Origin of the sequence: Roseovarius sp. D0-M9 (assembly GCF_037083805.1) — a bacterium.
In the GTDB taxonomy this organism is placed as follows: Bacteria; Pseudomonadota; Alphaproteobacteria; order Rhodobacterales; family Rhodobacteraceae; genus Roseovarius.
On sequence record NZ_JBAPKZ010000030.1, the window covers coordinates 22,826 to 47,342 of the forward strand.

22 protein-coding genes and 1 pseudogene are annotated in these 24,517 nt (G+C 60.8%); 4 read left to right on the plus strand and 19 right to left on the minus strand.

The genetic code is table 11. The features are described 5' to 3' along the window. Position 1: 1 nt before the first annotated feature. The 5 genes from V8352_RS16815 to V8352_RS16835 are packed head-to-tail and all read right to left on the minus strand — an operon-like array spanning position 2 to position 5,618. Positions 2–1,345: a S49 family peptidase gene (locus tag V8352_RS16815; protein ID WP_336425460.1), complete on the minus strand. Its 1,344-nt coding sequence runs from the start codon at positions 1,343–1,345 to the stop codon at positions 2–4. Next, on the minus strand, positions 1,345–2,841 hold the full coding sequence (locus V8352_RS16820) for a phage portal protein (protein ID WP_336425461.1): 1,497 nt from the start codon (positions 2,839–2,841) through the stop codon (positions 1,345–1,347). The genes V8352_RS16815 and V8352_RS16820 overlap by 1 nt, the downstream gene beginning before the upstream one ends. A 3-nt stretch (positions 2,842–2,844) precedes the next feature. Then, on the minus strand, positions 2,845–3,060 hold the full coding sequence (locus tag V8352_RS16825) for a phage head-tail joining protein (RefSeq protein WP_336425462.1): 216 nt from the start codon (positions 3,058–3,060) through the stop codon (positions 2,845–2,847). Between the two features lies 1 nt (position 3,061). Continuing rightward, entirely contained in the window at positions 3,062–5,116 is a 2,055-nt protein-coding gene (locus V8352_RS16830) for a phage terminase large subunit family protein (RefSeq protein WP_336425463.1), read from the minus strand. Further along, positions 5,061–5,618: a hypothetical protein gene (locus tag V8352_RS16835; RefSeq protein ID WP_336425464.1), complete on the minus strand. Its 558-nt coding sequence runs from the start codon at positions 5,616–5,618 to the stop codon at positions 5,061–5,063. Before V8352_RS16835 ends, V8352_RS16830 begins: the two co-directional genes overlap by 56 nt. 117 nt (positions 5,619–5,735) lie before the next feature. Here V8352_RS16835 and V8352_RS16840 point away from each other — a divergent pair, with 117 nt between their 5' ends. Both V8352_RS16840 and V8352_RS16845 read left to right on the plus strand, forming a co-directional pair. After that, positions 5,736–6,272 carry a DUF3489 domain-containing protein gene (locus tag V8352_RS16840; RefSeq protein WP_336425465.1) on the plus strand — a complete coding sequence of 179 codons (537 nt, stop codon included), beginning with the start codon at positions 5,736–5,738 and terminating at the stop codon, positions 6,270–6,272. 102 nt (positions 6,273–6,374) lie between these two features. Beyond that, complete coding sequence (locus tag V8352_RS16845; protein ID WP_336425466.1) at positions 6,375–6,815, plus strand: hypothetical protein; 441 nt, start codon at positions 6,375–6,377, stop codon at positions 6,813–6,815. Between the two features lie 114 nt (positions 6,816–6,929). On the opposite strand, the gene V8352_RS16850 is transcribed toward V8352_RS16845, so the two are convergent. The 3 genes and pseudogenes from V8352_RS16850 to V8352_RS16860 all read right to left on the minus strand — a co-directional run bounded on the left by V8352_RS16850 (position 6,930) and on the right by V8352_RS16860 (position 9,288). Then, on the minus strand, positions 6,930–7,490 hold the full coding sequence (locus tag V8352_RS16850) for a thermonuclease family protein (protein ID WP_336425467.1): 561 nt from the start codon (positions 7,488–7,490) through the stop codon (positions 6,930–6,932). A gap of 182 nt (positions 7,491–7,672) precedes the next feature. Further along, a pseudogene (locus V8352_RS16855) lies at positions 7,673–7,834 on the minus strand (DNA methyltransferase); the annotation flags it as partial. 191 nt (positions 7,835–8,025) lie between these two features. Further along, positions 8,026–9,288 (minus strand): site-specific DNA-methyltransferase, encoded by a 1,263-nt coding sequence (locus tag V8352_RS16860; RefSeq protein ID WP_336425468.1) that lies wholly within the window; start codon positions 9,286–9,288, stop codon positions 8,026–8,028. 704 nt (positions 9,289–9,992) lie between these two features. Between V8352_RS16860 and V8352_RS16865 the strand changes: the two genes are divergently transcribed. Next, positions 9,993–11,582, plus strand: a complete 1,590-nt coding sequence (locus V8352_RS16865) for a GmrSD restriction endonuclease domain-containing protein (RefSeq protein ID WP_336425469.1) — start codon at positions 9,993–9,995, stop codon at positions 11,580–11,582. Between the two features lie 56 nt (positions 11,583–11,638). Here V8352_RS16865 and V8352_RS16870 read toward each other — a convergent pair whose 3' ends face one another. The 8 genes from V8352_RS16870 to V8352_RS16905 form a co-directional block, all read right to left on the minus strand. Next, positions 11,639–12,964, minus strand: a complete 1,326-nt coding sequence (locus V8352_RS16870) for an MvaI/BcnI family restriction endonuclease (RefSeq protein ID WP_336425470.1) — start codon at positions 12,962–12,964, stop codon at positions 11,639–11,641. Beyond that, positions 12,876–13,418 (minus strand): very short patch repair endonuclease, encoded by a 543-nt coding sequence (locus tag V8352_RS16875; RefSeq protein ID WP_336425471.1) that lies wholly within the window; start codon positions 13,416–13,418, stop codon positions 12,876–12,878. The genes V8352_RS16870 and V8352_RS16875 overlap by 89 nt, the downstream gene beginning before the upstream one ends. Further along, positions 13,411–14,643 (minus strand): DNA (cytosine-5-)-methyltransferase, encoded by a 1,233-nt coding sequence (dcm, locus tag V8352_RS16880; RefSeq protein ID WP_336425472.1) that lies wholly within the window; start codon positions 14,641–14,643, stop codon positions 13,411–13,413. The genes V8352_RS16875 and dcm overlap by 8 nt, the downstream gene beginning before the upstream one ends. Before the next feature lie 70 nt (positions 14,644–14,713). Further along, positions 14,714–15,391, minus strand: a complete 678-nt coding sequence (locus V8352_RS16885; protein WP_336425473.1) for a hypothetical protein — start codon at positions 15,389–15,391, stop codon at positions 14,714–14,716. Further along, positions 15,388–16,413 (minus strand): helix-turn-helix domain-containing protein, encoded by a 1,026-nt coding sequence (locus tag V8352_RS16890; RefSeq protein ID WP_336425474.1) that lies wholly within the window; start codon positions 16,411–16,413, stop codon positions 15,388–15,390. The genes V8352_RS16885 and V8352_RS16890 overlap by 4 nt, the downstream gene beginning before the upstream one ends. Then, complete coding sequence (locus V8352_RS16895) at positions 16,410–16,805, minus strand: VRR-NUC domain-containing protein (RefSeq protein WP_336425475.1); 396 nt, start codon at positions 16,803–16,805, stop codon at positions 16,410–16,412. Before V8352_RS16895 ends, V8352_RS16890 begins: the two co-directional genes overlap by 4 nt. Further along, positions 16,802–17,041: a hypothetical protein gene (locus tag V8352_RS16900; RefSeq protein WP_336425476.1), complete on the minus strand. Its 240-nt coding sequence runs from the start codon at positions 17,039–17,041 to the stop codon at positions 16,802–16,804. The genes V8352_RS16895 and V8352_RS16900 overlap by 4 nt, the downstream gene beginning before the upstream one ends. After that, on the minus strand, positions 17,041–17,298 hold the full coding sequence (locus tag V8352_RS16905) for a helix-turn-helix transcriptional regulator (protein WP_336425477.1): 258 nt from the start codon (positions 17,296–17,298) through the stop codon (positions 17,041–17,043). Before V8352_RS16905 ends, V8352_RS16900 begins: the two co-directional genes overlap by 1 nt. Positions 17,299–17,881: 583 nt before the next feature. On the opposite strand from V8352_RS16905, the gene V8352_RS16910 reads away from it, so the two are divergent. Then, positions 17,882–19,147: a tyrosine-type recombinase/integrase gene (locus tag V8352_RS16910; RefSeq protein ID WP_336425478.1), complete on the plus strand. Its 1,266-nt coding sequence runs from the start codon at positions 17,882–17,884 to the stop codon at positions 19,145–19,147. A gap of 25 nt (positions 19,148–19,172) precedes the next feature. Here V8352_RS16910 and V8352_RS16915 read toward each other — a convergent pair whose 3' ends face one another. The 3 genes from V8352_RS16915 to V8352_RS16925 form a co-directional block, all read right to left on the minus strand. Beyond that, complete coding sequence (locus V8352_RS16915; RefSeq protein ID WP_336425479.1) at positions 19,173–19,772, minus strand: hypothetical protein; 600 nt, start codon at positions 19,770–19,772, stop codon at positions 19,173–19,175. 438 nt (positions 19,773–20,210) lie between these two features. Continuing rightward, positions 20,211–22,133, minus strand: coding sequence for a UvrD-helicase domain-containing protein (locus tag V8352_RS16920; protein ID WP_336425480.1), 1,923 nt, complete (start codon positions 22,131–22,133; stop codon positions 20,211–20,213). After that, positions 22,120–24,399 carry an AAA family ATPase gene (locus tag V8352_RS16925; RefSeq protein ID WP_336425482.1) on the minus strand — a complete coding sequence of 760 codons (2,280 nt, stop codon included), beginning with the start codon at positions 24,397–24,399 and terminating at the stop codon, positions 22,120–22,122. The genes V8352_RS16920 and V8352_RS16925 overlap by 14 nt, the downstream gene beginning before the upstream one ends. Positions 24,400–24,517 lie beyond the last annotated feature (118 nt).

The following is a 24,517-nucleotide window of genomic DNA, read 5'->3' on the forward strand; positions in this document are numbered from 1 at the left end:
ATCAGCGCGAGGCTGTGGCGGCCTTCTTTGCGGCGGCGATGATCGGGCTGTCTTTAACGGAAGCGGCAGCCGGGGCAGTGGCAATGATGCCCGCCGCATCGCCGCGCGAGGCAAGATCGGCCAGCACGCGGGCGCGCAGGGCTTCGGGTTTCAGCCCGCGCGCAACAGCGTCGGCGGCGTCGATGTCCACACCCAGCCGGGCGGCCTGCGCGCAGACCTGCGCCACTTCGGCCGCCTCGGCGCGGGTGGCGTCGGCGCTCAAGGTCGCTGCGTCAGGCGTGGGCGTGGGTGCGGCTCCTTCAACGGGCGGTTCGGGTGCAGTCTCGGCAGTCGTCGCTGTGGGCCGCGTCGTGGGCGGAGTGGCAACCTGATCCGAATTCGGAGTGTCGGTAGAATTGGTGGTCATCTGTGGACCCTTTCTGCTGGTGGGATTGATGCCCCCTGGGGCGGCGGCGAAGGCGCGGAAGGCATTGACGGGATCGGCCAATTCGTCGGCAAGACCGGCGGCAACGGCATCAGCGCCGCGGAACACGGCCGCCTCCGTCGCAAGCGCGGCGGCATGGGGCAGACGATCCCCGCGACCGGCAGCGACGGTCTCCGCGAACAAGAAGCGCACGACCTCCAGCTCGCGCTGCATTTGGTCGTGTACCGCCTCGGGCAGTGGCTCGTAAGGGTTGGCGTCGATCTTGTGGACCCCGGCATGGATCAGCGTGACAGCGATGCCCTTCTGTTCCAGCGCGCCGCTCATATCAGTGTGCAGCGCCACGACGCCGATGCTGCCGACCGCCCCGGTGCGCGGGAGGATGATCCGATCGGCCTGGGATGCCAGAACGTAACCAGCGGACAGCGCATGTTCCGCCACGAAAGCATGGACCGGCTTTTGCGCCCGCGCGGCGCGGATGCGATCGGCCAGATCGAAGGCCCCGGCGACCTCGCCACCGAAGCTGTCTATGTCCAGCGCAATCCCATGCGCCTCAGGATCGGCCGATGCCGCGTCGATCTGGGCAGCAATGCCCTCATAGGAGGTCAGGCCAGAGGATTGTCCGATCCATGCCCCGCGATGCACCAGCGTTCCGGCGATTTCGATCACCGCGATGCCGTCGACCACCGCGTAGGGCTGGCTTCCATTCCGTTGGTGGCGCTGGGCAAGGTCAGTGCCGAACAGGGAAATGCGGGCAGACAAGGCGGCGGCCGCCTGGTCAGCGGCATCCGCCTCCACGCTCTCAAAGGTGATTTCCTGCCCGGTGATGCGCGGACCCAGCCCTGACAAGAAGGCCAGTGCCTTGGCTGGATCCACCATCAGCGGCGTGTTGAAGGCGCGCTGGGCGATCTGGGCGTGGTGCATCACGGTTCATCCTTCGGGTCGGGTTTGCCCTCGGCACTATTGTCTATCTCGTCGGCATCATTCGAAGCCGGATCGCCATCCTTCGTGGCCCCGTTACCCGGCCCCTGCGCCGGGGATCCCGGACGGCGGAAGTCGAGGCCCAGCGCCAATTCGCGTTTACGCTCGGCGGCAATCTCGCGGTCGACCTGTTCGGCGTCATAGCCGCGCTCGGAAATTGCCTGCGTGCGGGATTTAAGGCCCGCTTCGATCTGCAGGATCTCGGCCGAGGCATCCTTCATCGGGTCGATCCAGTCCCATTTCGTCGGCAGCCAGGCGCAGGCTTGGTACTGGCGGCGCTGGCCGCCATAACCGGGCAGATCGATGGCTCCCGACAGAACGGCCACATCCATCCAGCGGGTCCAGACCGCGCGGCCCATCTGATAGACCATCACACTGTGCTGGAAGGCCGAGATGCGGCGCCGAAAGTCCACCAACGATATTCGGGTGTTGGAAAAATTGCCCTTGGCCGTATCGCCGGTCAGATAACCATAGGGGATGCCCAGCGCTGCCGCGATTTGCAGCAAGGTGCGGTACTGGAACGGCTCGTAGGTGCCACCCGAATCTGGCGTCGCCGGGGTCGAGACATCCTCGCCGGGATCGAGTCGCACCACCTGGCCGGGTTCAACCTCCAGATCCTCCTCGGTCGGTTCCAGCGGGGTTTCTGGGGCCGGCGAGGTGATGAACATCGCGAACATCGCCGCAATCTTCTTTCGCTCCAGTTCGGCATCGTCGTAGAGGTCCAGCGTGAACAGCTTGACGATCGCAGCGGAAAAGCGCGACACGCCGCGCAGCTGGCCGGCCTCGACCGGGTCGAGGACATGGATCACCTCTGAGGCGGGCACCCGTGTCGTCTCGCCCGCAAGCCCCGGATCGGTCATGTCACCGGGGTGGCGGCGCAAGAAGTGGTAGGCGACGCGGCGGCCGATGCCGTCGAACTCAATGCCCTGACGGATCAGGCCGACGCCGGGCAATTCGCGGTTCATGTCGAGCGGCAGCATTTCTGCAGGCAGCATCTGCAATTGTAGGGGCACGGTCAGGCCATCCTCGGCCCGGCGCGACCGGATGCGGATGAACACCTCGCCCGCGAGATAGACCTCGCGCGCGGCGCGGCGCTGCAGCCCGTAGAAATCGGTCAGCCCTTCGGCGTCCGCATCATCGGTCCAGGCCAGCCACAGCGCCTGCATTTCTTCCTTCTTTGCGGCATCGGCTATGGAACTGGACGGCTTGATGCCATCACCCACGACGTTGCTGGCAAAGGATTCCACGGCATTGGCCGCATAGCCATTGTTGCGCACCAGCCAGCGCGCACGGGCCGTGATCGTGTCGCCCGAGGCCGCGATCAGCGTGTTCACATGGGCGCGGGACGCCCGGAACCCCCGCAGACGCCGGTGGGCCTGCGCCGCGTCAAACCCGCCGATGATACTGCCGATGCGTTGGCGGAAGGCTTCAAACGCCATGGATCACAGGCCCTTCGTGGCGACGGTGCCCCAGCGCCGACGACGCGGGGTGCCGGAAGTCGCTGTGGCGATGCGGGTTTCCAGATCGCTGATTGCATTCGCCAGTTCGACGTCCGAGCCATAGGTGATGGTCTTGCCGTCATAGCTGACCGAGCGGACGCCCGCGTAGCGGGCTTCTTGCAACGCGGCCAGCAGCGCGCGCATCCGTTCCAGATCCATCTCAATCCCTCATGAAGTTCGGTGTGTAGGCCCGGCGTTTGCGTCGTGGCGTTGTCGGTGTTCCGGCCTTGGGCGCAGTCGGTGCTGTCTGTTCGGTCGGTGCCGCCAGTTGCAGGGCCGGGCGCGTTTCCACCCCGGCCTGTTCTTCAAGCCGCCGCCACGTGGCCTCGTCCCAGCGATCCGCCCCGAGGATCCACGCCGCCGCCCGGGCATAGACCCGGCAGTCGAGCGCCTCGTTGCGCTCGCGCATCTTCTGCCATTCGGGGTGGGCATAGCCGCGCTTGTTGCGCACCGTGACCAGCTGTTCCGCCACCAGCTGCTTCAGCCATTCGGTGTCGATCCAGTCGGGCAGGTGCACGGCACCGGGGGCATTGAGGACGCCCAACGCCCGGTCTTCATCCGAGGGGCGTTCGAGTCGCAGAAAGCGATAGGTCTCGGTCTTGAAGGTGGCGGTGGCGACCGACCAAAGCCGGGCACCGCGGCGCAGGCGTTTGCCGCCAATGGTGGCGTCGACGAAGGTCGGGCCAGACACCGGCGTCGCCCGGTTGAACCCTTCCAGACCTTTGACGGGAGCGACCTGATCGAACCCCTGCGCGCGTGCCCAGGCATAAACGGCAGCGGACTCGTAACCGGTATCGATGGCCAGCTTGCCGATCACCATCGCCGCCCCATTGGCGCAGACCCACGTCCGACCGAGCAGCGCTGTCAGGTTGTCCCAGCAGGTCGGATCATCCGGACCACCGGCAATGAAGATGTGATCGATGAGCCAGCTTTCGAGGCCACGCCCCCAGGCCCAGACGTCGACCTCGATCCGGTCCTTCTGCACATCGACGCCAGCCGTCAGGAACAGACCACCGACGGGAATCTGCGCGTTTGCGTAAGCCTCGCGCCGCTCCGCCAGCCGCTGCCATTCCGGCGCATCGCCAGACTCGACCCATGTCTCGCCCAGCAGGGTGTTGCGCGCCGCGCGCAGCATCTCCTCCGAGCCTTGCGCCGCCAGCCAGTCCCGCGCGATCTGCTGCCAGCTTTTCCAGCCCAGCGGCGAATAGAGTGCCGAGAGGTGGAAGCCGATGGAGTGCGGATCGGCGGACACGGCAGTTGACCGCCATTCGCCCTTTTCCAACATCTGCGTCTTGTGATGCTCGGCGATGGCGCGTTCGCAGCCCTCGCAATGATAGGCCGCGGTGTCAGGACGGCCCTTGTCCCAGCGCAGCCGTTCAAACTGCAGCCATTGCATGTGGCCGCAATGTGGGCAGGGCACGAAATAGCGGCGCTGGTCGCTGGCCTCGAACTCGCGCTCGATGCGGCTGATGCCCCGGATGGTGGGCGTCGAGACCATGAACACCTTGCGCCGGTGCGAGAAGGTGGTGGTCCGCGCTTCGGCCAGTGTGACCGGATCGCCTTCCTCGTCGGCGGAAGCCGGATAAGCATCGACCTCATCGAGAAAGATGTAGCGCGCGGGCATCGACCGCAGGCCGGTGGCCGAGTTCGCACCGGTCAGCACCAGAATGCCGCCGGGGAATTCCTTGGACAGCATCGAATTGCCCGCATCGCGCGACCGCGCCGGGTTCACACGCTCGCGAAGAGCGGGACTTTCCGCAATCAATGGGTCCAACCGCCCGCGCGAGGTCCGTTTGGCCATCTCTACTGTCGGCAGCACGGCCAGCATTGGTCCCGGCGCGTGGTGGATGACAAACCCGATCCAGTTGTTGCCCGCCTCCGTCGCCCCGACCTGTGCCGCCTTCATGAAGCTGACGCGTTGCGCGGTGTGGCGCGGCGACAGCGCATCCATGATCTCGCGCAGATATGGCGTACGCGCGGTGCGGTATTGCCCCGGTTCGGCCGAGGCCCGCGACGACAGCTTGCGGTGTTGGTCTGCCCATTCCGATACCGTCAGGTCCGGATCGGGCCGCATGCCGCGCCGCCAGGACCGCAGGATGTCCTCGGCGCCATCAAAGGCGAGATCGAGGTCTGCCGTCAGGTCGTCGCTTGCCGTGTTGTCACTGTCCGAGGCTGACCCGGAGATCGGCGAGGGCGTCGAGTTGCGCTCTGACATGGGTTTCCAGCACCCTCTGCAGGACCGCGGCCTCGATCATCACCGGGCGCCCCGGTTGCACCGGATTGCCGGTTTGCTTTTCCACCTCCGCTGCGACATCGGCGGCCATCAACGCGGCCACTCTGCCGGGCCAGGTCACCCAGGCGTCGCGTTCCTGGCGTGCCAGGCGAAACACGAGCGTTTCCGCCCGGGCGCGATCCACCAGCGTGCCCTTCTTTTTCTGGATCGCCAGTTGGCGTTCCTGCGCCTGATAAACGGTCAGCGCGGTGCGGGCCTTGAGGTAGGACGAACTGTCAGCTGGCCCAGAGAAGCCACTGTCGCCGCCAGTGCTGCGCCGCTGCTGATCGGGATCGGTCATTTCAGCGCGGCGTACATCGGATGCGGCGGCGTTGATCGACCCGTCGCCATACACCACCAGCCGACCGGCCTTGCGCGCCTTCTGGATCGCCCCGCGCGACAGACCGGAATGGGCGGCGTAGTCGCGTTCGCTCATGCCGTCCAATGCTGACACCTGATTCGATTATAAAGCGATGATATTGCTCTGGTTTCCGTTGATTGAAGTCGACCGCAGAGCGAGTCTGCTTGCACCAGAACAATGCAACTCACCCCGGAGACAATCATGACCCATCTGACCGATACCCAGACCCTGATCCTCACCGCCGCGTCCACGCGCCCCGGCACTCTGGCGATGCCACTGCCCGAAGGTCTGCATGGCGCCGCTGCAAAGAAGGTCGTCACCATGATGGTCGAGCGTGGCCTAATCGAAGAGGTCGATGCTGATATCCGCCGAAAGGAGCCGCTCTGGCGCGAAACCGGCGATGGCCACGGCACGACGCTGATCGCCACAGAGGCCGGGCTGGACACCATCGGCATCGAACCCGTCGTGGCACAGGCCATGGCCGGTCTGCGCAAACCGAAACCGAAAGCAGAAACTAATCCCGTGACGCTGCGCAAGGGCACCAAACAGGCCGAACTGATCACGCTGCTTCAGGCACCGGATGGCGCCAGCATTACAGAGATCACCGCGGCGACTGGCTGGCAGGCGCATACCGTACGCGGCGCGATATCGGGTCAGCTGAAGAAAAACCTCGGGCTGGCCGTCACCTCCGAAAAGGTTGATTGCAGGGGGCGGGTTTACAAACTCCCTGTTGCCTGACGTCGCAATACAACAACAAATCTGCGTACCTGTGGTGGGTGGCGTTTTTTCCCGCCAGCCATCGCCTAAATATTGCCTACTTCGAGTGCCAAAGACGTCTTGATGAAGGACGAAGTACCCAACCTCTACCCGGGAGCAAGTGCCACTCCCTTAGAAATCTATTCCCTCGCCGTTGAATATCATTCGGCGGCTGAAGCTCTTGTTGCAAGCTGTCGCAAGCGCGAGCCGGTTTCGAGAGCTCCAACAAGGCTATGCGCCATCCATGCGATCGAACTCTATCTGAATGCCTTTCTCCTTGCAGCAGGAGATCCGCCCGAACGCGTGAGGGCCCATTTTCACGACCTTGGCAGAAGGGCCCGATTGGCAGTCAACAAGGGGCTCATCCTGCGAAAACTGACGCTGGCTCATCTCGTGAAGATGACGGATGACCGCGAGTATCTTATTTCGCGCTACGGGCCGGAACTCTCCGGAACGCTTTCCGAAAGCAACCGGCTGATGGCGACCCTGAACGAGGTTGGGAAGAAGGTCGGAGCCAGAATTTAACCGGAGTAGAACCGGATCCTCGCTGGAACGTCGCGGCCAATACTGTAAGCAGATATCTGCACAGGCCGGGACCAGCTCGATACAGTACAGTACAGGACGCGGTCGCTGTCTGACTCAGCGCCAGCGCCTGCAGGCGCCTTCAGTAATCATGATGGCGGCAATGTCACGGCCATCTTGCAGTCGGCAGGATCCAACCTCGCGATCATAGCTGCGTCGCCCGCTTAGGGTGCAGGTCAATCGTTCTCCGAAGACCAGCTGTCTCATCCTACGCGTCGCCGCATTGCCCTGCGCGGTTCCCTTCTCGGCGCAATCGAGCGCCGCGATGCGGATGGGTGTGCCGGCGACCTCGATTGTATCGCCGTCCCGCACATGACTGACTTTGCCGGACATGGCGTGGCCGATGGCGGATTGTGGTGCACTTGTCGTCCGGCTGTTAAGTGCGCCGCCGCCCCGAAGCACGCGCGGCAAGGAGGTAGGGTCGTCGGTCCGGACTTCCTGCAGGAATCCTGGAAACAGATCCGGATACCGTTCCGATGCAAGAGCCGCCATCCAGAGCATCAGCGCTGCAGCCGGGATCACGAGGATTCTCAGCGGGTAGCGCCGCCCTGCTCCTTTGAGCCAGTGCTTCGGCCACGGTCGGTTCCGGTTTCGCGCCTTCCTGTGCTCTTTCGCCATGCGCCGCCAGGCACGCTGGGACGTCATAGGAGAGTTCAGTCGCCTGCTGCGGTTGATCCGAAATTGTGACATATCGAGCGTCGATCTCGCACAGAAAGATGGCCATAATTTTACCCTCGTGTGACTAACCTTGGATCCGGAAACGGGTCGCTTTTGCCTGTACGCTCTTGCCGAAGTCCGGCCTATGTCCCGCCGGTTTTCTCGAGAACAGCCATTTCTCCGGTAAACTGCTGCCAGCGCTGCACGGCAACATCAACGTAGGCCGGGTTCAGTTCGATCCCGTAGCAGACGCGCCCGGTTGTCTCCGCCGCGATCAGCGTTGTGCCGGATTCCATGAAGGGCTCAGTGTTTGCAAGCAGGAGCCTCGGTTCTCTGATTGCAAGCAGGATGTGCTGGATCACGATGGCTTGCAAAGCCGGGAGATGAAGCGTGCCGTGGCATTCCTGAATAACAGCGATGCGTGCAAGCTCGCTAAGCCCGCACTTTGATCCAGTAGGGGACCAGTGTTCGATCTGGCCAGGCCGAAGGGGCGCGTTCATGCCGCGAGCCTCTTTGCCTTTAGATCGGCAAAGGTCTGGCCTGTCTCGGCCAGCACGGCATTGGCACCGGTGAACTGCTGCCATCGCTCGATGGCCACATCGACGTAGGCCGGGTTCAATTCGATTCCGAAGCAGACGCGATCGGTGGTTTCCGCGGCGATCAGGGTCGTGCCGGATCCCATGAAGGGCTCAAAGACCGCTTGGCCGGGGTTGGAATTGTTGAGGATCGGGCGGCGCATGCATTCGACCGGCTTCTGGGTGCCATGGACGGTGGCGGCGTCCTGGTCCTTGCCCGAGATGTGCCAGAGCGTCGTCTGCTTGCGGTCTCCGGCCCAATGGCCCTTGCCGGTCTTCTTGACGGCATACCAGCATGGCTCATGCTGCCAGTGGTAATCTCCTCGGCTGAGCACCAACCGATCCTTAGCCCAGATGATTTGCGACCGCACGGCGAAACCAGCCGCGACGAGGCTCTCGGCCACGGTCGCAGCGTGCAGCGCACCGTGCCAGACATACGCGACGTCGCCGGGGAACAGCGCCCAAGCCTCGCGCCAATCGGCCCGGTCATCGTTCAGCACCTTGCCAGTGCGTTTGGTCTTGGCCGCGCCCGCCTGATTGCGCCAGGACGGGTCATATTCCACGCCATAGGGCGGATCGGTCACCATCAGCAGTGGCTTCACGTCGCCCAGCAGCCGCCCGACCACATCGGCGGACGTGCTGTCACCGCAGATCAGCCGGTGCGATCCCAGCTGCCAGAGATCGCCCGGAACCGACACCGGCGTGACAGGCGGTTCCGGAATGTCATCCTCGCCCTCGACCGGCCCATCGCTGCCCAGCGCATCGGGATCACGCAGCAGCGCATCCAGGTCCTCGTCGGTGATGCCCAGCAGCGACAGATCGAAATCCTCGGCCAGCAGTCCCGCGATCTCATTACGCAGCATTGCCTCGTCCCAGTCGCCCAGCTCGGTCAGCTTATTGTCGGCGATGCGGTAGGCCCGGCGCTCGGCTTCATCCAAGTGGCCGAGCCGGATTACCGGTACGTCGGTCAGGCCGAGCATCGTGGCCGCCAGCACCCGGCCATGCCCGGCAATCAGCTCGCCATCGTCGGCCACCATGCAGGGCACGGTCCAGCCGAACTTCGCCATGCTGGCAGCAATCTTCGCCACCTGGTCGTCGCCGTGCATTTTGGCATTGCGGGCATAGGGGCGCAGCCGATCAATCGGCCACGTCTCAATCTCGCTTGGTGCGAAGACAAGGTCCATGGGATGTTCTTTACTGTGGCAAAAGGCGGACAGACGTGACCGCGCGACCGGACCGGTCGCGCGGCAGGATAAGGATCCGCGATGTGGAGAAAAACGAAAGCGCCCGAGAGGGGTTTCCTCCGGGCGCTATCCTTCGATGATCAATAGGTAGGTCAAGGGGGCAGCTTTGTCAAACGAAAAACGGAAGTGGATTCAAAGGCTTCTCAGTGGGTGGCTTCCACTGGCTGGCTTCCGGCGCGGTGGCTTCCGCAAACTGGATTCTTGACAAAAATACTAAAATCCACCCTGAGAACCGAACGTCTCAACGTAAGGCGCTGTAATATAATGATTTTATTTCGCGATATTGCCGAGGTGGATTCCGCCTGGATTCCCCGGTGAAGAAGCCAGTCGCTAGCGAAATGCCGCGCTGCGCCCCCCCGTTTACATTCGGGGACGGGGAGGAACCATTGGGAGGGGGTATGGAAGCCACCGAGCCGCACCAAAGGACGAAGTTCTTCTGTGAGCGAAGTGTTCTAGGTCAGTCAATAGGGTTTTACGTTGTAAAGACCTGATTGCTGCCTGCGGAGCAAATTGCATGTGTCCAAACAATGCATCTTGTGTTTCAACTGTGACTAACTGAAACAATCATGTGGTAGGCTCTCTATTTCACGCTCATGTTCGCAGACTTCTTGTCAGAATTATAAACACCAGGGGATGCAAGTCTGATGGCCACCCGACTAGTGCTCGATGCAATGATTCGCCGCGCTGATTTCTGGCAGAAGGGCGCAACTAATTTGACTGATAATATAGCCAGTGCGAAACCGGCTTCTTCCATTACCTTTGAAAATCTGCGTACGGACTCCAATTTTGTCCTTTCTTTGCGCAAACCCGACTTTCAAAGAGAAACTAATCAGTGGAGCGTCAATCAGGCACTCATCTTCCTGCAAAGTTTTCTCGACGGTGACTTGGTGCCGTCTGTTATTCTCTGGCAGTCAGATGACGGATTCATTTTCGCGATCGATGGAGCCCACCGCCTGAGCACCTTGCGAGCTTGGATTGAAGACGATTACGGTGACGGTCTTATCTCGATCGCGTTCTACGGAGGAGAGATCCCGGAAGCGCAGAAAAGGGCTGGCAAGGCAATGCGATTGGCGGTGGAGCGTCAACTTGGCAGTTATCGCTCGCTGAAAGACAAGCTTTCGGCGCGCGCTGTCAATCCAGAAGTGGAATATGAATCCAAAACTAACAAACGACTCAAACATCTCGGATCGCGGCAGCTTGAGTTGCAGTGGGTATCCGGAGACGCTGATGTCGCTGAAGCATCTTTTTTCAAGATAAATACGCAGGGAACCCCACTAGACAAGACCGAGGAAGCCCTGCTCCGCAACCGAAGTCGCGCTCCAGCCATTGCTGCCCGATCGATGGTGCGTGCTGCGACTGGCCATAAGTACTGGTCGAAGTTCGATGATACCGTACGGAGACAAATCGAAAAACTGGCCTTCGATGTTAATGTTTTATTGTTTCATCCGGAAATCAGCACGCCGATCAAAACGCTCCAGTTGCCACTTGGCGGTTCCGCTTCGACACTGGACGCGTTAGCTCTGCTACTAAGGCTGCTTTCCATCACCGACGGCACGCAGACGAACCGTAAGCAGAAGCTTGAAGACGCCGAGCATGACAGCGATGGTAGTCTGACAGTCGCGACTCTAAAGAATGCTTTAGGGACTCTCGAACGAATGTCAGGAAATGGTCATAGCAGTTTGGGGCTGCATCCAGTGGTTTACTTCTATTCGGACCGTGGCAAATATATGCCAGACTTATTCCTTGGTATGGCATATCTATTAAAGGGCAAGTTGCTGAACAACGATAGTGGTTTCTTCAAGAAATTCACCACCAACCGCGCCAAGATCGAGGCTTTTTTAAACACTAATAAAGCGCTAATTTCGCAAATCCTACAGCAAGTCACCAGTAGGGCGCGTGTCGAACGTGTGGCCGATATGTTCGATTATCTGGTTTTACACGCTGGAGACGGCTTGAGCATTGAGGGCATTGCCAATGCAGCCCGACTAAAGGGCAGCATTGTCGATCTGCGTGAAAAAGTGGAAGGCAAGAGCTTTTCGGATGCGGGGAAGTCGGCCATAATGATACGGCAAGCGCTAAAATCCGCGCTACAATGCCCAATCTGCGATGGACTTCTGGAGCCCTCAATTTCCGTCTCTTACGACCATATAACCCGTAAGGGAGATGGAGGCGGAGGTGACGCCGAAAATGGTCAGCTCTGCCATCCATACTGCAATACTGGATTTAAGAACTAGCTGTCACATCCCGGTAGGTAGTATGGCTGGAACTTTATTAGCGATGCGAAGTGAGCTCATACCAGTTCGTGCCGCTCAGACCTCTGGTAGAGACCGCCTAGAGCAGCATGCGCCACCCTGAACTGGTTGCGCCTTTTGATGGCCGGTTTGGCAGTGTCCGCATTTTCCATCTTTACCGCCGGATCGAGATAGACAGCTCCGGTCGCCATTGCCCGAATCAGAAGCAGAAAATCGGTTCCCTCGCAGAGTTTTGGCCGACTGCCGTATCGATATTCAGGCGGCGGAATCCGTGCGAGGGAGGGGACATAGACCGCCTTTGCATGTTTCCGGTTCCAGTGATCCATGAGGCCGCGCAGTCCCCAGAAGGCGGCGACCCGATCGTTGATATCGACCATTGCGATCCCACCATCCAGATCGATGATCTTGCCCGTTTCAGCGTCATACCCTGAAATTCGCATCGCAAGGCCAGTGTCGGCATGGTGTGCACCGCCAGTGCGATAGACCCCTCCGAAGTTAATCCGGCCCTCTTTGCCTGACTTATCGGGATAGCCGAACTTGCGCATAAACGCTTCAACGCCCTCTTCCCTGTAAATGCCGCCGGTGGGTTCGGGTGTCATCAGCGTCACAGGGCTTTTTGCGCGGTAGCTTGTGAAATCCGTGACGCCGAACTGTTTGACCTCCCATCCCAGATAGTCGGGTTCGGAATACCCGTTTGGTGAAATCCCGAGCTCAGCCTCAAGTGTGTATCCACCGCCGTTTCTGGCAGCGTAGGGGTGCGGCTGACCATCCGGGCCAAGCTTCTGCGACGGGATCCACTCCTTCAGATGGATCGCCCGGAGAACTGCTATCAGAGCGTCTCTGGAATTGCCTGCGCCGGCGCGAAGCGGCGTCAGGTCCAAAAAGACACCGGTCTGTTCGATTGGCCCGGCTGCCTCAAGTTCCCGAGAGACCGGGTTTTCTGCACCACTTGAATATCCGAAGATCCGGCCATCGGCGGTCACCCCCAGAAACAGGACGCGACCTGCGTCTCTGGACCGCATCAGGTCCGACGGTGCTCGTTGCGTCTTGAACAGAAATCCCGACATGCGGACTTCAGGGTATTTCGGATACAGGATGAGCTGGGCGTTGGGCGCCGGGGACAGCCCGGCCTCATCTATCCAGAAGAACTGCAGGTCCGCTTTGTCCCGGCGGCGAATACTTCCGGCGCGCATGGTCTCATCGGTCGTAACGGGCGCGTGCGGAAGAACGTTCAGCGCGCCGAAACCACCGCCGAGATAAACTTGGTTCTTTGAGTTATCGTTCGGGGAGAGGCGTTTTGCGTAGAAGCGGATCGCTCCCTGCGCCTGCATCAGATCGAGAAGTCTGGTCAGAGAATCGATCAACCGGCTGCCCCTGCACGGAAAAGTGAATTTCCGAACTCTCAAGAAATGAGCAGATGCTGTCAATCACATCGCCGGGTGGAAGCCGTTTTGGCCCCTTCAGGGCACACTCCCAGATTATCCCGAGACGCCAGCCCAGCGCCGTGAGAGCGTCCTCATTCCGGATATCCCTGCTGACATTGCCGGTGATCTTTTCGCGCCAGAATTCAGGGCGGGTGTTCGGCCACCGGAACATTGCGCAGTCATGTCCATGCCAGAAACAACCGTTCACGAACAGCACGGCGCGGTATTTCGGAAACACGAGATCAGGGCGTCCGGGCAGCTTGCGATCATGCAGACGATACCGAAACCCGCGTGCATGCAGACTGTGCCGGATCAGCAGTTCCGGCTTTGTGTCTTTACCCCTGATCGCAGCCATATTGCGGCTGCGGGTCTGCCTGTCGTGGACGTCAGCCAACTTTCCGGACCGTCTCCTTGCCGGAAGGCCTGACCAGTTGCTCCACATGTGGCTGCATGAGCCGGGCAACTTCGGCAAAGACCGGAACTGCGACCGAGTTGCCGAACTGCTTATAGGCCTGGGTGTCGGAGACGGGGATCCGAAAATCTTCGCTGTATCCCATCAGGCGTGCGCATTCGCGCGGTGTCAGGCGGCGCGGGGTTTTTCTCGCGCCCCGGCTGACGAGGATTTCAGATCCGTCCTTGTAGTATCTGGCCGACAGGGTCCTCGCGATGCTGTCGCCTTCAACGAGTCCGAAGCCAAAACCGTTGCCCTTTGCTTTGTGCTTGGCGGCATAGCCTTGCAGATAGTCCCAGAGCTTGTCCGAAAGCGCATACTTGTCGTTCACCTTTGCCTCCGCTCCGACCGTGAAGTGTCCCTCCGGTGCCTCAGAACCATCCTCGGGGTGAAGAATATCCTGCATGCGGCGGTGGCCACGGATGGGGAGCTGAAGATCGTCCCATGAGAACCCTGTGTGCTCGCGGAAGCCGACCATAACGATGCGCTCACGGTGCTGGGGTACGAAGTGCGCGGCATCGATAATCATAGTGTGCAGCGTATAGCCAAGCTCCGATGTCAGCTTGCGCTGAATAACATCGAACGTCTTGCCTTTATCGTGGCTCTTCAGGTTCTTCACATTCTCCAGAAGAAATGCGGCAGGGCGATGGGCGGTCAGGATACGCAGAACGTCAAAAAACAGGGTTCCCTGCGTTTCATCCAGAAACCCGTGCAGCCTGCCCAGCGCATTCTTTTTGGAGACGCCCGCAATCGAGAACGGCTGGCAGGGAAATCCTGCCACCAGCACATCGTGGTCCGGGATGTCGCCCGCCCCCACGTCGCGGATATCTCCGGCGATCGGCCGGTTGTCAGGAAAATTGGCGAGATAGGTCTGCTGGGCGAAGCGGTCCCACTCAGAGGTGAACACGCAGCGGCCACCAGTGGCCTCCATCGCTTTGCGTAACCCGCCTATTCCGGCGAAGAGATCGACGAAGGTGAAAGACGGCGGAGTAGTGGATTCCGCAGCACGCGCTGCGACCTTCATCCGCAACAATTCCAGCACGCTTTCACGCGGTGCATCTTCCCCTCTCTTGAAGCGGTAGATATGACCTTCGGAATAGCCCAGCGCCGTTGCGGCTTCCGATACCGTGTAACCGGCCTTCATCAGCAATTCGTCGAATTCAGTCATATCTGCTCAAGCCCCTGGGAATTTTTTTGACACCTTGGCGCAGAGAATCCCTGCAAGCAAGAACATTCCGTTAACTCCGGACCGCTTTTCTGGTATCACGATCCCATGGGCGGTGGCTCGGCATAGCCTCCGTTACCCCTACTTCTCGCAACATCCCTCCTGCCACCAGGCCATCCCGCACCCAATCCAGTGCCATCCACCAATCGTCATAACCGCGACGAGCGGATGCGATCTGTTCCGGATGCGGCCGCCAGGTGACGGGACAGGCCAAAACCTCCACCGTTCGCCATTTGCCGCGGGTCAGCACCCGTTCTGTGCCGATCACCACCGTGGTCGCCCGCTCGCCATGCTGGTTGCGCTTGGTCTCGACCGGCACGCAACGAGGCACCACGCCGGGCATCCAGTCCGGTGTCAGACCGGCGCGGGCCAGTTCGGCCACGCGGATCGCCATGCGGATGCCACCGAGGCTGTCTGGCAGTCCGGCGACGGTGGCGGCGATAACCTCGGCGTCGGGGTGGGTGTAACTGCCCATCTTGTACTGGCCGCCTTCAACCTTGCAGCCCAGCGCCGCGCGCTGCAGCAGGACATATTCCAGGCCGTAGCCAGAGCCTTCTTCCGGCACGTACTTGGGAGCAGGCAGTTCCAGTTGGGCCTTCTCGATCCGGAATGCCCATTCCAGTGCCTCCTGCACGCCCAGCGCACGTTTTGTGCGTCCTCCGCGCCTGAGGATCGGTCTTTGAAAGGTCATCGCACACCTCGCATCCGGAGGCGTTCGGGTGTCACCAGCCCGCGCGCGAGCATCAATCCGCACATGGCGGCGCTGATCATGCTCTGGGGCAAGTATTCGTCTGAGTTCACCTTGGCCGCATAAAACGTCGCCAGCTCATCGGGGCTGGGTCGTGGATCACTTTGAGCCTTGCGGCTACGCTTGGCTATCAGGAGGCTGCCGCTTGCGGCAGCCTCCTGTGCGTCGCGCCGGGCAGCGCGTTCCATGAACCGATCCAGCGCTTTGGGCCCATCTGGCGGATTGGGGTGATCGCGCCGGGTCCCGGTTGCGGTCTCGATGATCCTGTTCTCGGACAGCCCGAGGTCATCGATCCAGCGGCGAACATGGGTTCTGGCTGGCGCGCCCTGCCACCAGGCGGGCAGGCTGGCATCGGCGGCGAAGCCCAGTGCCGAGAGCAGCTCTGCAAAGAACTGATCAAAATTCGCCTCGCACGCAGCCGCGTGCTCCTCCTCCTTTACTGATTTACTTAGTGGTTCTCTTACAAGGTTAGTGTCCGGATTCCGGACACGGCTTTGACCATTTTCCGGACACGGGTCAGGGGGAAATCCTGACACGGCTTCGGGGTCAATCCCGTGTCCGAAATCCGGACATGGATCAGCCGCGCCAGGCGCATCAAGAACGCATGTGCCAGTGTCATCAGGGGTTTTCTCGACGCCTGCGTTTCCGTGTCCGATTTCCGGACTCGGAACCACAACAGCCGGAGTGAAGCCGCGCTCGAACCCCAGAATGTAGCGGGTGGGCAGCTGGCGCTTGGTCACCGAGTCGATCCGGGGCACACGGCGCAACAGACCGCCTGCCTCCAGTTGGCGGAGGTGATCGTTCAGCGTGGAGCGGCTGATCTCGCAATCATGGGCCAGCCGAGCTTGCGACGGAAAGCAGCCAAAGTCCGGATTGAATCGGTCGCAGAGATGCCAGAGCACGATTTTGGTGGTGGGTTTCAACCCGCGCTGCTTGATGGCCCAGTTGGTGGCGTCATGGCTCATGGCGCGGACCTCCGTGCAGGCGGCGCAATGCGCGTCGTAAAACCGTGATCGGCCAGCGCGCCCAGCGCATCGTCGAGGCTGCGCGCCAGTGCCCAGCCGAAGCCCTGTGCCAGCACCGCATCGCGGAAGGCCTCCTGCGTCGGACGCAGTCGTCCTTTTGGGGCTTTCAACTCGAGGAACAGCACGCGGCCATCGCAAAGGACCATCAGATCGGCAAAGCCCGCATGGACGCCCATGCCGACGAGGATCGCCTGACGTTTTGCGCCGCGGGGGCCAGCCTCGGTTACCTCGTTGGCGCAGTGATGGAGGATTGCCGTGCGGGGCAGTGCGAGGCGCAGGGCCTGCACGACGGCGCGCTGCAGATCAGCTTCGGGTGTACGGCGGCGCGTCATCCTGCGGCCCTCCCGTTATCTTCGCGCTGGGCGCGCCGCACCGGCCGCCGTGCATCGATCACCACAAGCAGCCTTTGCGCGTCTTCACGCTCGGCGGCGGTGTCGCCATGGGCGGCGAGGACCTTGCAGGCGAGCCGGATCAGGTGGTCGGGATGATGAGCCACATCGGCGATGACGGCGCGGGCCTCGACGAGCCGATCAGCAGGCCAATCAGATCTACGGGTTTGAACGACCATCACCGACGCCCTCCTGAACGGTGGCGGCGCGGGGCGGCCTGCTCCTGCTCTTCCAGCCACTCTTCGACGGCGGCGCGCCGGTAATAGACCTTCCGCCCGGCGCGTACGCAGGGCGGTCCAAAGCGCTGGGCCTCCCAACGGCGCAGCGTGTCGACCGACAGGCCGAGCTCCAGCGCAAGATCAAGGCGGCTGATCCAGCCGACCAGCAACGTGCGCGGTTTGTCCTTTGGGTCTGGCATCGATCCGAGATGCGGCATCGGGGTCTCCCTGTTTCTGAGCCCGGTGACGGTTCGCGTCAGGGGGCGTTTGCAGAGAGCAGTGAGCGCAGAGCCGCAGGGGTGGCGGCGAGGCGGAGAGTGGCGGAAAGGAAGCCGTTATTACGCCACCCCTTGTTTAATTGGGCTTTCGACGTTGATGAGTGGGGTGTGGCGCGGCGCGAGACTTCGCGGCCCGGGGCCGAAATGGACACCAAACCTGCAAACACCTGCAAACAGCCGGATTGGCAGGCAATGAGGGGCATTGGTGGGTAAAGCGGGGGTGGCATCCGGCATGGCACCCCCGCCACCCATTGATTTCCCTGGATGTTCGCAAATTCGGGGCCGGGCTTGTTGGGGATTTTCTCCCAGAGAGAGGGTTCCTCGGCCACGATTCCTGTTTCATTTGGGATGCGCGCGCCTGTCAACCCGTCCGCCCAGCGCCGAAACGCCATGAAAACATGAGGTGGCGTAAGAATGGCGACCTTTCCGCCACCCTCCGCCTCCCTGCCACCCAGGCCCGCGTGCTTGACTTGATAGTGCGGCGAAACCACGCCTCATTTCGGATGCAAGAAGGAACCAACGCATGCCAGAACGCATCAAACTGACCGAAAAAGTGCTCCGTGAGGCCGAACCCGCCGCTGGGCGCGACTACCAGATCTTCGATACCGACGTACGCGGGTTTGCCGCCTGCATTTATCGCGGCGGGGGCCGCGCCTTCACGCTCGATTACCGGAACGCCGGGCGACAGCGCCGGATGACCTTCGGGCGCTGGCCGGACTGGTCAGTTTCAGCGGCACGGGAACGGGCCAGGGAACTGCGCCGCGAGATTGATGCCGGAGGCGATCCGCTCGCCCAGCGCGAGACCAAACGAGAGGCACCCCGTGTGGCCGACCTGATCGAACGCTACTGCGCCGAGCATCTGCCGAAGCTGTCGGACCGCAGCGCGGCAGACCAGCGATCCGCGCTGGGAAAGCTGGTGGCACCCGTCTGGGGCCGGAAGCTGGTGACGGAAATCACGCCGACCGACGTTGACAAGCTGCTGACCATGATCGCTGCGGGTCGGGCCCGCCCCCACAAGGAAAAGCCCAACAACCGGGCGCGCAAATTGCAGCCCGCGAAACCTACGCCGGTGCGCGCCAACCGCATCGGGGAAGTCCTGCGCAAGATGTTCACGCTGGCCGTCCAATGGGGCTGGTGTGAGGACAATCCTGCCCAGCGCTTCCACCGGCGCGTCGAAACCCCGCGCGAGCGGTTTCTGTCGCAAGAAGAAATCGCCAGCCTTGCCGCAGCCCTTGACGCTGCGGATGATCGCCGCGCCGCTGATATCATCCGTATGTGCATGCTGACCGGTGCCCGGCTGGGCGAGGTGCGACAGGCAAAGTTTGAGCAGTTCAACCTCGAACACATGAGCTGGTCAAAGCCGCCGGCCATGACGAAACAGCGGCGCGCACATCGCGTGCCGATCTCGGACGAGACTGCAGCCATCGTGCGCCAGCGCCAGCTTCTGGTGCCGCGCGGCACCCCGTGGCTGTTCCCTGGCGATGTGCCCGGCCAGCCAGTGCAGGAGGTGCGCAGGTTCTGGACGCAGATCCAGAGGACGTGCAGCCTGTCTGACGTCCACATCCACGACCTGCGCCACACCTTCGCCTCGCTGCTGGTCAGCGGCGGTGCCTCGCTGGAAATGATTGGCAAGCTGCTGGGCCACAGCCAGATGCAGACGACCCTGCGCTATGCGCATCTGATGGACTCGCCCCTGCGCGCCGGTGTCGATGCCGTGGCCATTGCGTTCCGGCCGAAACCCCGGCTGGTCCACGACGCGGGTGATCACAGCGACGCCAAGTCGGCGTGACGCGGCCCGGCACGGACCCGGACTATCACGCCTCCTCCCGTCGCACGGCTTTCCATATCGGCGTGATCCGCCGCCGAATGCTGCGGCTGTCGGGCATCTTCTTGCCGTCCGTCTGGTCCGCGAACCATTCCTGCATTTCGGCGACCAGCTCGGCTTGGGTCGGGGGAAAGCCGTGGTCGTGAATACGCAGGATCAAGGCAACCATCATCCCCTCCCAATCGTAGGATGTTGAGGCACCCGGTCCCGATGTCACGCGCCGAACCATGTCGTTTTCCTCTTCGAACGCGTGAACATCCTCAGCCAGGATCATCATGTCAGCGATTGCGACGGGGATGCCGCCCGCGGGATCCGTGATCAGCAGCCAGTCCTGGCGAGCCAGAGGCTGGATGCGCCGCATGACACCTTCAGAGGGGCCGGTGCCACACCGGCGAAACAGCGGGAGCAATTCCATTGGGGACAGCACGACTTTGCCCGCAATGATCTCCTCGCCACAGCGGACAGCCGCGATCCCGGTCAGGATTCGAAATCTGCCGGTATCGGCCCAGCCTGCGATATCCGCGATATTGCAGCCCCACCGCGCCGAGGCCTCATGAAGGGTGAAAAACACGCGTGGCGGCAGGGCCATGATCGATAGATCCTCGTTGGAAAGAGGACGAGCCGCAATCAAACCGCCTGCTGCCCGCGCCGGGAAAGCGCAGAGTAAGTATGATCGGAGACAACGTCGTTCAGAGCGCAAAAGCGCTGCGACCTTGTCCAAAGTGCCGTTCCGATAGACCTGTTTTGCCTTTGGTTGAGGACTGCTCTCCCCACGCGCGCAACCTGCACGGGAGTTCGATTCGGAGCAAGAGGGGGGAGAGAAAGTTGCTGTGGATAAGTGGATGTGATTTTAATGGAGCTGACGCGCAACCAGGCGATGGCCGATCAAGCCATTGTAGATCGGCGGGAATCGGCCGTTCGCTGCGCCTTGCACTAATGTCTGGTTCGGGGCGGCTTTCAGACACGGGCTGCATTCGACGGGGTCGTCAGAGTGAGGCACTTTGGCCGCTTTCGACAATCCGCGTGGTCAAAGTAGCTCGACCTCATCAGCTGCAAACCAATGGTTGCGGAGCGCTGCAGCGACAAGAGCATCCGGATCGGCGGTATAGGCAATCAGAGCTAAGCTTTTCTCGGCACGCGTGCAGGTGACGTACAGGAGGCGCCGCGTCCGGGTAATGCCGCCGTCGGTTTCATCGGCGAGATGCTTACGATCCGTATCGGTCAGCGGCTTGACCTCGAATAGTTTGTCGTATGAAAAAAGGAAACCGCGCGCATCGCTATCGTCGAGGATTACCAGCACCCGCTCAAATTCGAGCCCCTTGACGCCCTGATGGGTTCCGAACGGTCCCCGGTCGCTGACATATTCAGCGAAGGGAATGGTTTGGCGATAGGGCGTCTCCAGGAATGCGCGCCAGGCCTCGAGACTTGCGGGAGACGACGCTACCGTCTCTTCGTCAGAGTTCTCTTCCGTCTCTTCGCCAGTTATTGGCTCGACATCAGTTGCTGCGGTGCCGACATCAGCAGCGACAAAGGGGCGCAGTGAGGCAGGGATTTCGAATAACCGGTGCTCGGCGACGCATTCGAGAACGTCGAGGAAAGAGGGCTCAGCGCTATCGGCATTGAGGGTCAGCAGCGCATCAACACCCGTCCGTATAGGCAGCAGCGGATCGTGCGGATTCACGGTCTGGGCAACGGCCGAGCGTTTGAGAAGCGGCGAGGTTGCACGCAAATGAGCCATGGTTGCGAAACCATCTTTCGCACGCGCCGCGGCGATGAGTGGAGCAACACGCTCGGTAAACAGCCTCAGTCCCGCAACCTCTCCGTTCCGTAGCCCCGTCGAGAGTCGCGGGTCCCGATCGAGTGCTTGGAACATTTCCAGGAAGCCGCGCCGCGATGCTGCCATATGGTGTTCAAGCGTGAGAGCCTTGACCTCCGCCTCGTCGCCCCACTTGGGATCGCGACAAAGGTCGGCCATGCGATCGCGCACCCGTTGTTCGACGCCTGGCTTGTCGGGGATCGTGCTGGACGCGACGAAGAGCCGGACAATCCCGATTTCACTATCGTCTCGGGCTACTTGGCATTGCCGATCGATTGGCGCGCGTAGGATATTGCCGAGCGCTATGACACGCTGGGGAGAGCGGTGGTTCAGCCGTTTTACGGGGCGAGCCCAACCTTCGGGTACCAAGCGCTCCAACTCGGGATGACCATCAAGATAAATTCGCTGCATCGTGTCGCCGAAAAGGCCCACTCCGCACTTGCCCTCGTTCGCAGCGGCGAGTGCAAAGAAGGCTTCGAGCAGCCCCTTGTTCGTATCTTGGCTCTCGTCAATAAGCAAAAATGAGTATTTGTTGACTAGGACCGCCCTCATCAATGGTTTGGTCTCGATGAACGCCGCGGTGATCTTCAATACCTCGGAATGCGACAATGACTCCTGACCGAAATTGTCGCCGTTTGGATTGTAGGTGAAACGCCTAGGTGAGTTCAGCCATTCGATGCGCCGGGTTGTCGAAGCGATGGCGCGTTCGCGATCTAACGCTGCCTTGGTTCCGGCGCGTCCCTTCGCCTGCTTATCGCGCAGTTCTGTGAGGGTGGCTGGAAGGGTTTCAAGCAGCCATGCCTGGATGTCGGCATGGTAGGTTCCGATATGCCTCCAACAGAAACTGTGGATCGTCGAGATAGGGAACAACGAATCCTGTCCCACTCGAGCAGCAATCTCGTCGGCTGCGGCGTTGGTGTAGGTGATTACCGCGATCTTTTTGCCTGAGTGACGGAACGCCGCGCCGTGAGTTTGGCGAAACCGGTCCAGCGCATTCTTCAGCGAGCGCGTTTTTCCCGAACCAGCACCGGCATAGAGGAAAAAACTTCTTGGTGCCACGGGGTTAAGGCACTCTTGGATCTGCGTGTCGGCGCCATCGTCGAAGTTTGACGGTTTGGTCTCAATTACCACCATTTGCATTCCCCGTCTTGATTTCGCTCTCCAGAATATCCTTACTGACCGCACTTTCGAACCATTTGAGACCCGCCGCGATATAGCTAGGAGGCTTCAAAGCCTTGGGATCTTCCAGCATCAGACAATCCAGAGCGAAAGCCGCCTTTTCAGCGGTCTTGAGCAAATCGAATAGCTCATCTTCAAGTTCGTCGCCCGATAGCGTGTTGGCCACAATGGCGCTGATCTTTCGCGACGTAACTGAACCCTCAACCTTTGCCACAGCAGTGAGGTTTTCCAAGATCAGCGCGTCCTCGAAGGTCCGGGGAATGACGAGGGCATCTCCATCGGCCGCGCCTTCGACTTTTACCGGCTTCTGATAGGCGACATAGAGCTCATAACCGCTGCCAACTGATGCGTGATCATCGGGGGGCAGCGCAATCAACTCGTCAATCAACTTCTTCTTAGGATGCCATTCCTTGAGCACAGAATTTGCCGTTTTCTGCGCTTTGCCTTGCTCCGGCCGAGCCGATTTCCAGCGCGTTGTTTCCTTTTCGTTTTTGTCGACTATTTTTGTCGCCACCGTCGCGTCTAGATCGCCGATGATTAGGGTTGCGATTCCGAGCGCGTCGACTAAGTCGCGAAAATTGTGAACATGGCTGCCGCCGAGCTCGAGCAGTGTCACATAGCGGCGCGACAGCTCAGGGAAGTGATGACGGATGAAGTGCGGTACGAGGATGCGCTCAGACTGTCCTTCGACGAAGATAACTCCATCAGCGAAGAAGAGATCGCAGTGTGTGGCCTTGAGGTACCGTTTCACGAAGCGTTTCGTGTCGTCGCCGTCACCGAAAATATGGGATAGGTTGGCGACGGTTGTTGTCTGGGTCTCCCCCGTGCTCGCCGCAGGCCGTCTGCGAAAATACCGCAGGTTCGCAAAATCCACCTCATGCGCGACGTGGCTTGAATGCGTGCTTACGATCAGTTGGGTGCAAAAGGAATCTCCATCCCCGAGGTCGCAGTGTTTCCTGAGGAGGTCGTAGGCCTTGTTGATGAAGACCTGCTGGACCTGTGCATGGAGGTGGGCCTCGGGTTCCTCGACAAGGACGAGATGCAGAGGCTGAATCTCGCTAGAAACGTCAGTGCCTTCGAGCAAGCCTGCTTTTTCGACTCGCATCCATTCGTCGCGAAAGCCCATCAGCATGAATACCATCGCGATCAGATTCTGATAGCCGAGGCCGGAATAATCTTCGGGGAGCTTGAGCGTCCTGGTGCCATCGCCCGATGGATCGGCGACCTGGTATTGCACCGAGGAGCCATGCTTCAGCCCATCTGTTGCGCGGAGAAGCGTTGAGATTTTAAGCTTGGGATTGTTCATACCTGGATATCCCAGCTCTTCGAGCTCTTCGAAGGCAGCGGCGAACCCTGCTTCAAGGCGCTTGTCAAAACTGCGCTCAGCCGCTTGTATCGCTCCAAGCGCTTCATAGTCCTTGTCTGAAGGCGTTTTTGAGGGATCGAGATGGCGATCGTAATAGGAACGCAGCTGATCTGATAGTCGACGCTTGAAGCGGCGAGTGCTCGCGTCTCCCTTATCTTCACTCCCATCGCTGCTTCCAGCATCGGAGAAATCGCGCTGCGCGGCGATTTCATCGATCTTGATCAAGTTCTTGAAGGGCGGGTGATCGAATGCCAGCGCGCTTGCCGGTAGCGTTTGCGGTGTTGCAAGACCATCCTTGCTCGGCGGCGTGACGACGGCCGGGTCGAGCGGATAAGCTGACAGGTCAAGATGTGCGCGCAACCGACGTTCCAAGAAATCGGTGAGGCTACGCGGCCACACCGAGATCTTGACCGCTTCACCGTTCGGGCCGGTGATCGACGCATCGCGAGCCGCGCTACGCTGCGCGAGGTACTCGGTCTTGAGCTTGTCGAAATCTTTGACGTGATAGGTGAGCCGCACCCCGAGCATACCGCCGGACCAATCCAACGTTGGCAGGATGTGGACTACGTGCTGAACTTCGCTAAGCGGAACATCGAGCCAGACGTCGAGCGACGGAAGGATTTGGTCCAAAGCGACGGATGGGTCCGTATCCGCTTCCCACTCCTCTCCCAACTGATCAATCTTTGTCCAATTGGCGATCGTAACGTCGCGTAGAGCCAGGCGGTTCGGTGATAGGAGAAAGATCCGCAATGCCACCATGGCAGAGGTCTTGCCGCTATTGTTTGCACCAACAAGGATCGTCGTCTTTTTGTCGAAGTCGATATGGGTTGATTTCAGCTTTCGGAAATTCGTGATCTCGACAAATTGGCTTCTTCGCGGTTTGTGTGGGTGTGCGGGTCTCCGGTCAGTTCACGACCACACCAGATGTTGTGTCGTAGGGTGACGCGGGCAGGTGCTTGAGCCGACCGGCGAC

Excerpts from the sequence above, each read along its gene's own strand:
- V8352_RS16815 (WP_336425460.1), bottom strand. The coding sequence starts at position 1,345 with ATGCACCACGCCCAGATCGCCCAGCGCGCCTTCAACACGCCGCTGATG.
- V8352_RS16820 (WP_336425461.1), bottom strand. The coding sequence starts at position 2,841 with ATGGCGTTTGAAGCCTTCCGCCAACGCATCGGCAGTATCATCGGCGGG.
- V8352_RS16825 (WP_336425462.1), bottom strand. The coding sequence starts at position 3,060 with ATGGATCTGGAACGGATGCGCGCGCTGCTGGCCGCGTTGCAAGAAGCC.
- V8352_RS16830 (WP_336425463.1), bottom strand. The coding sequence starts at position 5,116 with ATGTCAGAGCGCAACTCGACGCCCTCGCCGATCTCCGGGTCAGCCTCG.
- V8352_RS16840 (WP_336425465.1), top strand. The coding sequence starts at position 5,736 with ATGACCCATCTGACCGATACCCAGACCCTGATCCTCACCGCCGCGTCC.
- V8352_RS16845 (WP_336425466.1), top strand. The coding sequence starts at position 6,375 with ATGAAGGACGAAGTACCCAACCTCTACCCGGGAGCAAGTGCCACTCCC.
- V8352_RS16850 (WP_336425467.1), bottom strand. The coding sequence starts at position 7,490 with ATGGCGAAAGAGCACAGGAAGGCGCGAAACCGGAACCGACCGTGGCCG.
- V8352_RS16860 (WP_336425468.1), bottom strand. The coding sequence starts at position 9,288 with ATGGACCTTGTCTTCGCACCAAGCGAGATTGAGACGTGGCCGATTGAT.
- V8352_RS16865 (WP_336425469.1), top strand. The coding sequence starts at position 9,993 with ATGGCCACCCGACTAGTGCTCGATGCAATGATTCGCCGCGCTGATTTC.
- dcm (WP_336425472.1), bottom strand. The coding sequence starts at position 14,643 with ATGACTGAATTCGACGAATTGCTGATGAAGGCCGGTTACACGGTATCG.
- V8352_RS16885 (WP_336425473.1), bottom strand. The coding sequence starts at position 15,391 with ATGACCTTTCAAAGACCGATCCTCAGGCGCGGAGGACGCACAAAACGT.
- V8352_RS16890 (WP_336425474.1), bottom strand. The coding sequence starts at position 16,413 with ATGAGCCATGACGCCACCAACTGGGCCATCAAGCAGCGCGGGTTGAAA.
- V8352_RS16895 (WP_336425475.1), bottom strand. The coding sequence starts at position 16,805 with ATGACGCGCCGCCGTACACCCGAAGCTGATCTGCAGCGCGCCGTCGTG.
- V8352_RS16900 (WP_336425476.1), bottom strand. The coding sequence starts at position 17,041 with ATGGTCGTTCAAACCCGTAGATCTGATTGGCCTGCTGATCGGCTCGTC.
- V8352_RS16905 (WP_336425477.1), bottom strand. The coding sequence starts at position 17,298 with ATGCCGCATCTCGGATCGATGCCAGACCCAAAGGACAAACCGCGCACG.
- V8352_RS16910 (WP_336425478.1), top strand. The coding sequence starts at position 17,882 with ATGCCAGAACGCATCAAACTGACCGAAAAAGTGCTCCGTGAGGCCGAA.
- V8352_RS16915 (WP_336425479.1), bottom strand. The coding sequence starts at position 19,772 with ATGGCCCTGCCGCCACGCGTGTTTTTCACCCTTCATGAGGCCTCGGCG.
- V8352_RS16920 (WP_336425480.1), bottom strand. The coding sequence starts at position 22,133 with ATGGTGGTAATTGAGACCAAACCGTCAAACTTCGACGATGGCGCCGAC.